We start from the raw sequence: 12,878 nt of genomic DNA on the forward strand, positions 1-12,878 counted from the left end.
AATGAAACGCCCTCTGCTTTCTTTTTTCATGATCCTCCTTCTGGCGGCACCAGTGCTGGCAGCTTCATACACACTCCCCGGAACAGACCCCACGGAGGGATACAAACACCACAACAACATCGGAATCCGGGGAGAGGTCATGATAAATCTGAATGTCACCCTAATCAACACGGCTCCATTTCCGAAGTTCGTCATGGTCAACCCGAGGTATGACTTTACAGTCTACCGGAGGAACAACGGGGAATACGTAATCGGCATCAGAGACACGAGCGGGAAAACAGTGTATCACATAAACAACCTCAGCGCCAACACGCTTAACTATCACCTCGGCTTCTGGATCAGGCCGTACGAGACTGTCGTTGTCAATTTCAGAATCACAAACAGCACCTCCTATCTTCCCCAGATGAAGGACTACCGGAGCCTCTGCGGCGGAGGGCAGATAACGGATCTGACCTTTGAAAACGGGACTGTTTCCAACGGCACCGTTTCCGTAAATGAGGGGCTTTCAAACCCGATATGTGATGTGCTCTACCCGCAGATCATCAACACCCCCGAGGTTGTGGATATAACGAGCCTGCTTCCCCTGATAGATGGATATGTTAAAATACTGAAGTACTCCGGAACAGTTACTTTCAGGCTGATAAACGTGCCCGATGAAAGCGGTGAGTTCTGGTCGGTGTTTGCGGTTTCCCTGCCCGTGATATTTGCCGGTGCGGCCCACTATGATTTTGAGCCGAACTACACGATGACATACAATGAGTACATGGAGAAGTTCGTGGATGAATACCGCGGTGTTGGGATAGAGAAGAAGAAACCCGAAACCCTGCAGGTTTCAGATAATCTATTCTCCCTTACAGGCAGTCTGCTTGCAGGAGTCTCTGTGACACAGCCCCGGCCTGTGAAGAGGGAAAACACCACTTTCCTTGACTATCCTGTGTGGATAATCTGGCTCGGTAAGAGTCTGGATATTAAATATCACGTGAGCTGGAATAATAATGAAAAGGTGAGCCTAAGTGGGGGAGAAAAAGAAAAAGTCTGGGTTATCCTGGATAGAGGAAATTTTGAACGAAGATAGTGCCCCTCTTGAAGACATCCTGAAAAAGAAGAAGGGTGAGGAGAAGGAATCGAAAGAAAAAAAGCCCCCCCTCGGGAACCTCATGGGGGGCGGTGGCCTTACCCTCGGGGAGATACTCTCGAATAATACCGGAAAAGAGGAGAGAGGGAAAGAGGCCGGAAAGGAGAGGAAAGTCAGAAAAACCATGCCTTCAGGCCACATCATGCTTGCGGACATTCTTAAGGGTGGTGAGGCGCAGCGGGTTGAAAAAAGGGCCCCACATAGAGAAAAAGAAGAGAGAAAGCCGATAGCTCCTTATTACCAGCAGGGAGGAAGCTCCCTGGAGAGCATCCTCCAGAGTTCCGAGCCTGCCAAACCCGCCCCCTCACTGGGAGACCTCCTCGGAACGGCAAAAAGGGAAGGAACCGAGTCAGTCTATCAAACTTACTCCGGGGAAGTTAAGGTTCTCGATGTATACGGGAATGTGCGCATACTTAAGGTGAGGGGAGAGCCTGTTCCTATATATGAGCTCCGCATGCCCAGATTGAGCGACGATGAAAAAAGGCTTCTGAAGAAGATAAAGGAGAGGGCTATCTCCGAGATTCAGATTGATCCCGAGAGCATACCTGATTTCGAGACGCGGCGGAGGGTTTTTCTGAAAGCCGTGCGCGACATGATAAAGGAGGTAAATCCCCACATGTCAGAGGGGAGGATTGAGTTTCTCTCTGAGTACATTGTCCAGAACATGATAGGCTACGGCAGGCTCGATCCCCTTGTCAGGGACGATAACCTTGAGGAGATAATGGTCATAGGAACCAGCAAGCCAGTTTATGTGTGGCACAGGCGCTTTAACATGTGCAAAACGAACATCCTCTTTGAGAACGAGAAGGAGATTATGAACATCATAGAGAGGATTGCGAGGGAGGTTGGGAGGAGAATAGACCAGCAGAGCCCTCTTTTGGATGCCCGTCTGCCCGATGGCTCCAGAGTCAACGCCACCATTCCGCCGATAAGCCTTGAAGGGCCCACCATAACAATTAGAAAGTTCAAGCGGGACCCGCTGACCATAATCGATCTGATAAAATATGGTACCTTGAACACGGATATAGCGGCCCTGCTCTGGATCTTCGTTGACGGCCTCGGTGTTAAACCCGCCAATATCCTGGTTGCCGGCGGAACCGGTTCCGGAAAGACCACCATGCTGAACTCCTTGGCGATGTTCATACCTCCCAGCGAGAGGGTCATCAGTATAGAGGACACGGCGGAGCTTCAGCTGCCCATAGAACACTGGGTGCGGCTTGAGACGAGGCCACCCAACCTCGAAGGCAGGGGAGAGGTCACAATGGATGACCTCGTCAGGAACACCCTCCGTATGCGTCCGGACAGGATTATAGTCGGTGAGGTTCGTGGCCCCGAAGCGAGAACCATGTTCACAGCAATGAACACCGGGCATAATGGCGCGCTCTATGATTTTTCGGTGATCCAGTTCCCCGACGGCAGATTTGAGCTTATAGGGGATGTCGTGGAGAAGCTCTTTGAGAAGTACTCTGACAGGATTGAGACATACAGGGATCTGGAGTATATAGTTCTCGACGAGGAGGATCGTTTCGAGGTCGTTAGCGTCGGCACCGACCTGAAGGCCGGGAAGCATGTCGTCTCAAGGGTCTGGCGCAGAAGGGTTAGAAAGGGCGAGAGGTTGATGCGTATAAAGACGCACACGGGCAATGAGGTGGTGCTCACAAAGACGCATCCTTTCTTCGTCTTTTCCGATGGCGATGTCATGAGGAAAGAGGCGGGGAAGCTGAAGCCGGGCGATAGAGTTGCAATCATGATGAGGCCTCCCAGGCCGCCCCAGAAAAGGGCCACAATCAATCCCGGGCTCTACAAGGGGATAAGCGATTACTACCTCGTTCCCAACGGGGTTAAAGTTCCCAACGATGGAATTCCACCGGAGGGAGCCCGGTTCCTGCTCTCCGTCAACTCCAATCCTGTAAAGCTCGTAAGAGAGGTTAATGAAGACCTGGCATACCTCACGGGGGTTCTGCTGGGCGACGGATACATAGCATCAACCGGGTATTACATCTCGGCGACCTTTGATGATGAAGGTTATATGAATGCTTTCATAAACGCCACCTCAAAGTTCCTTCCCGGGTATTCACCCCAGATAAAAACCAATGGCACAAGCACTGTCGTTACAATCGGTTCAAAGATTTTCGCCGAAATGCTCTCAAGGATATTCGGGATACCCAAGGGCAGGAAGTCGGAGATATGGGATGTTCCCGATATTGTTCTGTCCAACGATGAGCTAATGGGATACTTTATTGCAGGACTCTTCGATGCGGATGGTTATGTGGATGAGAGTGGACCTTCGGTGATCCTGACCACCAAGAGCGAGAAGGCGGCGAGAAAGATATGGTATGCCCTCCAGAGGCTTGGCATAGTGAGCACGGTCTCAAGGGTGAGGAACAGAGGTTTCAAGGAGGATATCATATACCGCATCGTGATAAGCAGCATTGACGATCTCAAAAAGTTCCATCGGTTAATACCGCTTCAGCACTCAAGGAAAAGGGCAAAGCTTGAGGAGATACTTAGAAGCAAAAAGCCCTATCGCGGAAGAAGGACATATCGTGTGCCGATTTCAGGCTCCATGCTCCTTCCCCTGAGGAAGAAGCTCGGTCTAACTGTTGCAGAGCTCTCAAAGCTCGCCTCACATTACGCCGGTGAAAAAGTCTCGGAGAGCCTCATAAGGCACATCGAAAAGGGCAGGGTGGGCGAGATAAGGCGTTCCGCTTTGAAGGGCATAGCGCTGGCATTCCAGAGGGTGGCTGAGGACGTAGGAGATGAAGATTCATGGGTTCAGGCAAAGAGGCTTCAGCTCATAGCCGAGGGAGACGTCTACTGGGACGAGGTTGTGAGCGTTGAGGAGGTTGACCCCGAAGCCCTTGGAATCGAATACCTCTATGACCTGACGGTTGACGGAGATCACAACTACGTTGCCAACGGCATACTCGTCTCCAACTGCATGGGAACAATCCACTCCAACTCCGCCCGTGAAACCATAATAAGGCTGGAAAGCCCGCCCATGAATGTTCCGAGGATTATGATCCCGGCGCTGGATATCATTCTGATGCTCATTCGTTTTAACAGCAGGAAGAAGGGCGTCATCAGGCGTGTTACGGAAATTGCAGAGGTTTCGGGGATAGAGGGTGAGAGCGTGCAGCTAAATAAACTTTACAAGTATGACCCTGCCAAGGACGAGCTTGAGTCGACGGGTGTCCCGAGCAGGTTTATGGCTGATCTTGCCCACCACACCGGCATGAGCATAGCGGAGCTTGAGGTGGAAAGGGAAAAACGTAAGATAATACTCGACTGGATGATTGAGAGGGGCATAAGGGGAATTGAAAAGGTGGGACATTATATAAGGCAGTTCTACATAGATCAGGAGAGCCTCCTGAAAAGGATAGAAGCGGATACGGGTCTCTTAAGCACGAGCAGCAGCAAGGTTGGTGATCTGCTCTGAAGGTGATACTCAATGGGAGTTGCTGATGTCTTCCTTAACATCCTAGAGAAGATCGGGGGGAAAACCGTTGAGGTGGCCGAGAGGCCTATCTCCCGCATACCCTCCGGCAGGTCAATTCAGGATCGTCTGAGGGTTCTCAAGCAGATGCAGATAGAGGTTGAAAAGGAAAAGATCAAGGAATCGGAAAAGGAAATGGCGGAGATTATTGAATGGCGGAGGCAGGAACTTCAGAAGCCCTTCTCTGAGAGGCTTGCAGAGGGCATGCTAAAACACTTCAGCGGCCCGATTAGAACGCTCTCAGCCTCATTCAGGGGGCTTGATTATGACCTGTACAGGGCAAACATGAAAATGAGCAGGGACAGCTACGTCGCCCTCACGATTGTTGTTTCGGTCTTTCTTTCCCTCTTTGCATTTGCGGTTGGTGTGCTGGCTTACTTCCCGTACACCCTTTCCCTGCTCTTCGGTCTGCTGGGATTTATGTTTGGCTTCATGTATATGAGGATTTACCCAAAAATCGTCTGGAAAACCCGTGTTGCCGAGGTTGAAAGGGAATTACCATATGCGCTTAGACACATGGCATCCCTCCTCAGTGCTGGTGTTGGCATCACGGAGGCCATGGTCTCGGTGGCAACTGCCAACTATGGTGTGATTTCGGAGGAGTTCGAGCTGATGATAAGGGATATGCACACAGGTGCATCCCTCGAAGAAGCCCTCGCAAAATTTGAGGAGAAGATGGATTCTGAAAGCGTCAGCAGGACTGTCAAGCAGATGATAAGGGCGATAAAATTCGGCGGAAACCTGGCGGATATACTGTACAAGCTTGCAGAGGACTTTGCGTTCGACTACAGGATGAAGCTCGTTGAGTATGTCCAGAAGATAAACGGTATCTCCTTCGTGTACATGTTCCTCACGATAGTCATGCCAACGATGTTTGTCGTGGGAATACTGGCGGGCTCCATAATGGCCCGGAGCCTCATCCTGCCCGTGGAAAGTCTCGCCCTCATACTCCTCTTTGCATTTCCCGCCCTGTCCGTGCTGATGGTGATAATGATAAAACGCGGAGAGCCCCGGTGATAAAAATGGCATCCATATCATCCACACTGATAAATATCCTGAGGCGGATAATACCCTCCAGACTCTTGAGGAGGTATGAAATTTTCATATACTCCGCCGGAATCGGTTTCTTAGCTGTTGAATATCTGACCATATCCCTGCTGCTCGGCATCATTGTGGGCACAGCTGTTGCATTCTTCAACACCTTTTACGGAGCGGTTACGTTCTTGGCGGTGTTTGTCGGCATGGCTGTCATATATCCCTACTGGAGGATAAACAAACGCATCAGTGAAATGGAGAAGATGCTGCCGGATGCCTTTTTCTACCTGGCAAGCTCCCTGCGGGCTGGAATCTCCTTCTCCGAGGCGCTTGAGGAGCTAACCACCTCAAAATTCGGACCTCTAACCGAGGAGTTCAGGCGGGTCGTCGCTGAAATCAAGAAGGGCAGACCAACTATTGAAGCCCTCAATGCTTTTGCCATCAGAAACGAGAAATCGGCCGTCCTTTACAGGTCAGTTAAGATTCTGATTGAAGCCCTGGACAGGGGTGCTCCAATGGCTGATGTGCTGGTCTCGGTTGCAAACGATGTGCGTGAAATACTCAAGATAAAACAGGAAAGAAAGGCATCAACAGGTATGCAGACGATGTTTTTCATAATGTCCAGCGGGATTATAGGCCCCATGATCCTCGGTATTGTGATTAAGGTCATGGACAGCATAAGCGGCAGCGCAGTTTCCATCTCCCTTCCGGTGGAGTCAATAAGGTTTCTGGTCATGATGTTCATAGTTATTCAGGCGATGGTTTCGGGGCTTGGTATAGGGGTGATAAGGGAGGGAAAATTCAGCGCCGGTCTTAAATACAGTGCATTCCTTGCCATCATGGGTCTCCTGGTATTCAAGGGCTCAGCACTGATAAACCTAAGCTTCTGAATTTGCTTTCTGTACGTCCACGATTTCAATTTCAAATATGAGTGTTTTGCCCGCCAGAGGGTGGTTGAAGTCCAGAGAAACGGCTTCCTCCTTCACATCCGCTATCTTGGCCATTCCGCTGTCCGTCATCACATACATGTCCTTTACCGGCTCTATACCGGCGTTTTCGAATTCAGAGCGGGGGACATCAACGATGAGGTCTTCATTTGGCATCCCGTAGCCTTTTTCAGGGGGGATAATAACGGTTTTCTTCTCACCCGTCTCCATGCCGATGAGGGCTTCATCCAGACCCTGAATGAGTTCTCCCACTCCGGCATTGACCCCAAGGGGGCCGTACTGCCTCTCCTCAACGTATATGTCGTTTTCCCTTGCGATATCCTCATAACTCGTGTCAAAAACTTCTCCGTTTTCAAACCTTCCGGTGTAGTTAAAAACCACAAAATCTCCTTTTTCAATCTTCATCAAACTCACCTGCCAGTCCGTTATCCCCGGGGCTTATAACGTTTTTGCCCGAATATTTTTTTTCTTTTTCAGGCATCTGTGGAGCTTTCACCTCCAAGCATTGTTTCCATGCAGCCTTTTCAAAGGGGTTTTCTAAAACTCATCCCTGCTCCCCCGACGGGACTTCTCAGGGAATAGGCTGGGGAAACTATATAAGGGTTGAAAATATACTAAAACTGGGTGAGTAATATGGGATATTTTTTGGACATGCTTAAGGAGGAATTTGGAAACCTGAAGGTAAATGAGGTGTATTCCACGGAGCTTGGGGAGAGGAGCGTGGAGATACTGGAGGTTCTCGTGGGTAAAGAGCAGTTTCTGGCCATGTTTCAGAGTGAGGAAAAGAAGGGAGGAATATACCTATGGTCTCTGATAATAACAAGCGCCAGAAACACCAGAACCATCAGGGGAATGGATAACATGAAGGGCATGAAGATGAGGATAAAGGCAAACATAAAGTCGATAATCGAGGGAATTGAGTGATCACTCCTCAGGGAGCAGGTAGTATATGTAGTGCGGCTTGTTCGTGAATTCGTCTATGTAAATCACCGTCCCGTTCCTGGGGGGCTTTAAATAATGCACCTCGCCTTTTTTGGTTGTTACCGCGGCAAACGCATCGCCTTTCCTCACCCTGTTGCCCACATCCGCTATCAGGGTTTTTACAAACCCCTCCACCGGCAGCAGCATCAGCTTATCCCCTTTCCGGAGCATTATCCTGGTTCTTCTGTCCGGGAGAACTATTACGGCATCGCAGAGCATTTCCTGGGAGTGCTTATCCACATAGAGGTGAAACCTGTCATAAACCTCTTTTTTGAGGAATCTTGATTTTTTGATATCAATGAATTCCGGCAGGGTTTCGCCCTTTTTCAGGATTACCTCAACGTTCCCCTGAATGATTATGCACTTTTCCCGCGTTTTTCCGTTTTCAATGAGGTTCCCGGGATCAGTCTCAACATAAAGCTCGGGAATTTTTTCCATTTTTCCACCCCCGTTTTACTAACATGTAAAAGCTTTTAAATATAATCCTCAAAACCTTAGTGGATTAAAATGAACCCGAGGGTCAGAACTTTTCCTTTATTCATCGCATTGTTTGCACTGATGACCCTGATGCTGAACTACAACTCTTCCATCTCGGAAATCCGCAGGGGGAGCGGGAATTACTATTTTATCGGAGCGTTTTTTGGACTGTTTGTGATAGCCGCAGCTGTTTTCATACTCGTTATTCTCATCGGACAGGGGGATTTTGTCGCAAGCAAAAGGCTCGACAGCTATAACTACTCCGTCCTTAAATGGGTGGTCTACTCAGCGGTTGCAGCCGTCCTGGTTTTCTCTCCCCTCCTCTACTATGCCTATACAAAACCCCTGCCGCCTCAGGGGAACGCCACCGTAAATAAAACCCTGATAAACGGCACCTACCATGTTTCGTATTACAACAAATCCCTCGGGCAGCCCACAGGGAGATTTGCCGTAAGCAACCCCTCCCTCTACCTCTACGGGCTCTTTGCAGTTTTTGCTATTGCCGCATCATACACGGCCTTCGTGTTCTACAGGGACATGCTCGCGAAAAGGAGAATAAAGAGACTCAGGAAAAAGGTGGAAGCTTTCGACATGAGGCTCCGGGAGGAGGGCATAGATTTTCTCGGTGACCCGGATGAGGCTGTGGTGAAACTTTATAAAAACGCCGTCCTCTGGCTTGAGATACTTGGAATCCCCTATAAAGAGAGCTGGACGCACTGGGAGCATGCGGATAGGGTCAGGTACAAGCACGACGCCTTTATCGAGCTCACGAAACTATTTGAAAAAGCCAGATATGCCCCCGAGAGGGTCACGAGGGAGGATGCATACAAGGCGCATGAACTCTACATGAAAATACGGGGTGGTGAAGGTGAGGGTTAGCTGGGCGGCCCTGCCTTTCGTTCTGATTGCCATATTCGCCGGCTCATACATTCTGAGATGGATGGCTGTTGTGCTGGCAGCGCTGATTCTGGGTGTTGCCCTTTTCGGTTTTGAAATCAAGCTCAGATATCTGCCCAGAACCCGCTTCATTCCCAGGGAGAGGAAGTCGGAATTTGAAAGGACTGTTATGCTGATTTCCAGGGCCCGCTCCGGAGCTGTGGCCAGAGCGCTGATTGAGGAGAAGATAATTGACTCATATGCGGTGCTGGCTGATGACTACAACCGTGAGGTTTCCGGGCTCAAATCAGAGCCCAACGCAGCCCTCAGGGCCCTGCATTCGGATGGAGATTTCCTCGATAATCTTGAAAAGGCTTTAGAAATTCTGGAGGCTGATCTGAATGAAAGTTGAGGAAGTGCATGAAATAGGAAGCCGCATCTTGGCGGAGGTTGAAAAGGCAATAGTTGGAAAAAGAGAAGTTCTGAAGCTTCTGCTGACAACAATCCTCGCTGACGGCCATATCCTGATCGAAGACCTTCCCGGTCTGGCCAAGACACTCATGGCCAAGAGCTTTGCTTCGGCGCTTGGAGTCAGGTTCAGAAGGGTTCAGTTCACGCCTGATTTGCTGCCCTCGGATATTCTGGGTGTTAGCGTCTTCAACCAGAAAACCCTTGAGTTCGAGTTCAAAAAGGGACCAATCTTCACGAACATACTGCTGGCGGACGAGATCAACCGTGCCCCTCCGAAGACACAGTCCGCTTTGCTTGAGGCAATGCAGGAGCGGCAGGTTACCATAGAGGGAAAAACCCGCATTCTGGAGCGGCCTTTCATAGTTATAGCCACCCAGAATCCAATAGAGCAGGAGGGAACATATCCCCTGCCCGAGGCGCAGCTCGACAGGTTCCTGGTGAGGCTCAGGGTTGGATACCCATCAAAAGACGAGGAGATTGAAATCCTGAAGAGGAGGATTGCGAGGAAAAAGGAGGGTGTGAATATAGACCGTATCACGACCCCTGAGCAGGTTGTTGATATGCAGAGGGCAATAGAAGAGGTCTATGTGAGCGATGCGGTTCTTGAGTACATAACCGACATCATAAGCGCAACAAGAGAGAACAAGAGGGAGATAGACGTCGGGGCCTCCCCGAGGGGAAGTCTGGCCCTGTTAAAGCTGTCAAGGGCATATGCGGCTCTGGAGGGCAGGGACTATGTGATTCCCGATGATGTTAAGGCGGTGGCAATTCCTGCTTTAAGCCACAGGCTCATCCTCAAAAGGGAGCTCTGGTATACCAAGGTGAGCCAGGAGAATGTGATGCAGAGGTTGCTTGAGAAGGTTCCTGTTCCAAAGTTTGAGTGATGGACATGGAGAGGGAGTTTTATCCAACGGGCAAGGCGGTTCATCTGTTAATAGCTCTCTGGGGAGTTGTGGTGCTAGCTTTCTTCTTCCTCAGGTGGGATATGGCCTATCTCTCCCTCCCGATGCTGTGGCTGTTATTCATTGCAGTAGCATTCTTCAAGCCCGCGCTGGATGTTGAGGTTGAAAGGATTCTATCCCATGACAGAATCCTCGAAGGGGAGATCGTTGAGATAAGGCTCAGAATAAAAGCCAATGAGAGAATACCCAGCCTGAAGATTGAGGATAACCTCCCTGAAGGACTTGAGGTCGTTGAGGGGAGGTCGTCATTTGTGGCGTCGTTCAGCCGCGGCGAGGAGAGGGTCTTTTCATACAGGGTGAAGGTCAGGCGGGGCATACATGAGTTCGGCTTTGTGAAGCTCAGATACAGAGACCCCTTCGGCTTCTTTGAGCAGGAAAAAACTGTGGAGCTTTACAGCGAGCTTATTGGCGTCCCGAGGATTGAGGAGGTTCAAACACCCTATTCAACGAAGGGGACGAAGATAACCGTCGGTCCTCTGCCTTCCCCGAGGGTCGGCGAGGGTGTTGAGTTCCATGCAATACGGGAGTACCAGCCCGGAGACCCTCTCAGGATAATAAACTGGAAGGCAACGGCCAGAACAGGGAGGATAATGGCGAATGAGTACGAAAGCGAGAGGAAGGTGGATGTTATCCTCATAGTGGATGCGGCATATGCCGGGAAGGAGGTTTTTGATCACCTCGTTAGGGCGGCCGCCTCGCTTATGCTCGACAGCCTCAACAACGGCACGAGCTTCGGGCTTCTGCTTGCGGGGGAGGTGCCCCTGTGGGTCCGGATAGACTACGGGAAGAGGCACTTCTTCAAGTGCATAGACCTCCTCAGCACCGCAAGGCCGGATAAGAACAACATGATAGCATACCAGGTGGAGCACCTTGTAAGGAGCCGCTTCCCTGCCAGAGCCCAGATTCTCTACTTCTCACCCCTGATAACACCGGAGAGCAAGGACGCCCTGAGGATACTCTACAGCTACGGCTACAACGTTGTTGTTATAAGTCCGAATCCGTATTCTGTGATTGAGCCGAAAAACAGGGAGGAGGCGCTTGCCCTGAAGCTTTTGACCCTTCAGAGAAAGGCCCATCTCAAAAAGCTCTCTGCATACGGTGTGGTCGTTGACTGGGACGTGAATAAACCCCTGAAAACCGCGATAGCCGAGGTGATCAAGCTATGAAGCTCAGGCCGAGGGTTTCCTTGATTCCGTTTGTGGTCATCCTATTCCTCTTCGCCCTTAACGGAAGACTTGTATTCCTGATTCCTCTGGCATTTCTTGCCTTCTTTTCGTATTTTGTAGGTTCGGTTTTTCTCATACTGACCGCATTCTTCCTGATCTACCACAAAACGGGGGATATCTATGGACTGGGAATAATGGCGCTGGCCCTTTTCTTCGTGGAATCCGCCTACCTCGACAGGGAAAAAGCCCCGCTGGAGCACTATGCCATCCTCCTGCTGGCCGTTCTTCTTTCCCTGCCAACATTTGTCCTGATGAAGAGTATAGCTCCCCTAATGCCGGGGTTTGAGGCCACAGCGCTGGCGGCCCTGATTCTCGTGCTGCTTTATGCCTTCTCAAAGGTGGTGGCGGACTAAACGCTCCAGCTCCCGGTTTTTTTCAGCACTTCCCTTGCCCTCTCCAGCCCTTTTTTAACGCAGTCCTCAACGGCTGCGCCCCTGGAGTACATCGCCAGAAAGCCGCCCGCGAAGGCATCCCCGGCACCAGTGGGGTCAACGATTTCTTCCGGGCTTATGGGGAGCGCGGAAAACTCCCTGAACTCGCCATCGTAGACGAGAACCCCCCTCTCACCGCGCGTTATTACAACCAGCCCTGCCCCCCACCTGTGCAGAATTTTGGCGGCCTCTTCCACAGTTGAGGCTTTGGTTATCGTTAAGGCCTCCCTCTCGTTGGGAAACAGGACATCGACCCTCGATACTATCTCCCTCATAAGCCCGGTTTTCTTCCTGTAGTCCTCAATGTAGGTCGGGTTGAAGTCCAGGCTTAGCCTTTTGCCTTCGAGCCTCTTCAGAGCCTTGAGCTGTTCCTCCGGTGGAATAGGGGCTATGTGGAACAGCTTTGCCTCCATGTATTCCTCCGGAATTGGGGTCTCGCCCATTTTCCGAGCGACTCCTATCTCAACAGGGGCATCAACGCTTCCGTCCTCGTGGTAAATCATGTATATGTGAATCGTCCTGCCGGGCAGGATTTGAACGCCCCTAATGTCGAGAACCGAGGAGAGTTTTTCGAGCCATTCCCTTGGAAAGTCCTCACCGACCTTCGTTATCAGGCCCACCTTTGCCCCCGCCAAGGCGGCCGATGTGGCTACCGCCGCGGCCGCTCCCCCTGGGTACAGTATTTCTCTCTGTCCGGGAAATCTGATGTGGTCTATTGAGACGTGACCGAGGACAGCCAGGTCAAGCTTCATGAGCATGCACCTTGGGTTAGTTAGCAGGGCAACCCTTTAAGCGATTTGCGGTGGGAGTAATAGATTTCTACCCTTTCGTTTAGATGTTC

General features: G+C 50.7%; 13 protein-coding genes. 10 read left to right on the forward strand and 3 right to left on the reverse strand.

Annotated elements, in window-relative coordinates:
• Window position 1: 1 nt before the first annotated feature.
• From ACYQ27_RS00125 to ACYQ27_RS00140, 4 genes are read left to right on the forward strand one after another with little or no spacing between them, the layout of a single operon-like run.
• Window positions 2-1,075: a hypothetical protein gene (locus ACYQ27_RS00125; RefSeq protein ID WP_460040708.1), complete on the forward strand. Its 1,074-nt coding sequence runs from the start codon at window positions 2-4 to the stop codon at window positions 1,073-1,075.
• Window positions 1,014-4,574: an ATPase, T2SS/T4P/T4SS family gene (locus tag ACYQ27_RS00130; RefSeq protein ID WP_460040709.1), complete on the forward strand. Its 3,561-nt coding sequence runs from the start codon at window positions 1,014-1,016 to the stop codon at window positions 4,572-4,574. Before ACYQ27_RS00125 ends, ACYQ27_RS00130 begins: the two co-directional genes overlap by 62 nt.
• 12 nt (window positions 4,575-4,586) lie before the next feature.
• Window positions 4,587-5,648 (forward strand): type II secretion system F family protein, encoded by a 1,062-nt coding sequence (locus ACYQ27_RS00135; RefSeq protein ID WP_456453060.1) that lies wholly within the window; start codon window positions 4,587-4,589, stop codon window positions 5,646-5,648.
• 5 nt (window positions 5,649-5,653) lie between these two features.
• Complete coding sequence (locus tag ACYQ27_RS00140; protein ID WP_456394432.1) at window positions 5,654-6,556, forward strand: type II secretion system F family protein; 903 nt, start codon at window positions 5,654-5,656, stop codon at window positions 6,554-6,556.
• Here ACYQ27_RS00140 and ACYQ27_RS00145 read toward each other — a convergent pair.
• Window positions 6,545-7,018 carry an FKBP-type peptidyl-prolyl cis-trans isomerase gene (locus tag ACYQ27_RS00145; RefSeq protein ID WP_456453058.1) on the reverse strand — a complete coding sequence of 158 codons (474 nt, stop codon included), beginning with the start codon at window positions 7,016-7,018 and terminating at the stop codon, window positions 6,545-6,547. The genes ACYQ27_RS00140 and ACYQ27_RS00145 overlap by 12 nt on opposite strands.
• Before the next feature lie 228 nt (window positions 7,019-7,246).
• On the opposite strand from ACYQ27_RS00145, the gene ACYQ27_RS00150 reads away from it, so the two are divergent.
• Window positions 7,247-7,537 carry a hypothetical protein gene (locus tag ACYQ27_RS00150; RefSeq protein ID WP_460040710.1) on the forward strand — a complete coding sequence of 97 codons (291 nt, stop codon included), beginning with the start codon at window positions 7,247-7,249 and terminating at the stop codon, window positions 7,535-7,537.
• On the opposite strand, the gene ACYQ27_RS00155 is transcribed toward ACYQ27_RS00150, so the two are convergent.
• On the reverse strand, window positions 7,538-8,032 hold the full coding sequence (locus tag ACYQ27_RS00155) for a DUF2118 domain-containing protein (protein ID WP_456453056.1): 495 nt from the start codon (window positions 8,030-8,032) through the stop codon (window positions 7,538-7,540). It lies immediately after the preceding gene.
• A 120-nt stretch (window positions 8,033-8,152) separates the two neighbouring features.
• On the opposite strand from ACYQ27_RS00155, the gene ACYQ27_RS00160 reads away from it, so the two are divergent.
• Genes ACYQ27_RS00160 through ACYQ27_RS00180 form a run of 5 tightly spaced genes read left to right on the forward strand, consistent with a single transcriptional unit; the run spans window position 8,153 to window position 11,959 of the window.
• Window positions 8,153-8,950 (forward strand): DUF4129 domain-containing protein, encoded by a 798-nt coding sequence (locus ACYQ27_RS00160; protein ID WP_460040711.1) that lies wholly within the window; start codon window positions 8,153-8,155, stop codon window positions 8,948-8,950.
• Window positions 8,934-9,359: an SNARE domain-containing protein gene (locus ACYQ27_RS00165; protein WP_460040712.1), complete on the forward strand. Its 426-nt coding sequence runs from the start codon at window positions 8,934-8,936 to the stop codon at window positions 9,357-9,359. The genes ACYQ27_RS00160 and ACYQ27_RS00165 overlap by 17 nt, the downstream gene beginning before the upstream one ends.
• Window positions 9,349-10,302: an AAA family ATPase gene (locus ACYQ27_RS00170; RefSeq protein WP_456453050.1), complete on the forward strand. Its 954-nt coding sequence runs from the start codon at window positions 9,349-9,351 to the stop codon at window positions 10,300-10,302. The genes ACYQ27_RS00165 and ACYQ27_RS00170 overlap by 11 nt, the downstream gene beginning before the upstream one ends.
• A 5-nt stretch (window positions 10,303-10,307) precedes the next feature.
• On the forward strand, window positions 10,308-11,546 hold the full coding sequence (locus ACYQ27_RS00175) for a DUF58 domain-containing protein (protein WP_460041742.1): 1,239 nt from the start codon (window positions 10,308-10,310) through the stop codon (window positions 11,544-11,546).
• Entirely contained in the window at window positions 11,543-11,959 is a 417-nt protein-coding gene (locus ACYQ27_RS00180; RefSeq protein ID WP_456394440.1) for a hypothetical protein, read from the forward strand. Before ACYQ27_RS00175 ends, ACYQ27_RS00180 begins: the two co-directional genes overlap by 4 nt.
• Here the strand turns inward: ACYQ27_RS00180 and ACYQ27_RS00185 are convergent.
• Complete coding sequence (locus ACYQ27_RS00185; protein ID WP_460040713.1) at window positions 11,956-12,789, reverse strand: carbohydrate kinase family protein; 834 nt, start codon at window positions 12,787-12,789, stop codon at window positions 11,956-11,958. The genes ACYQ27_RS00180 and ACYQ27_RS00185 overlap by 4 nt on opposite strands.
• Window positions 12,790-12,878 lie beyond the last annotated feature (89 nt).

The organism is Thermococcus atlanticus, from assembly GCF_054657855.1.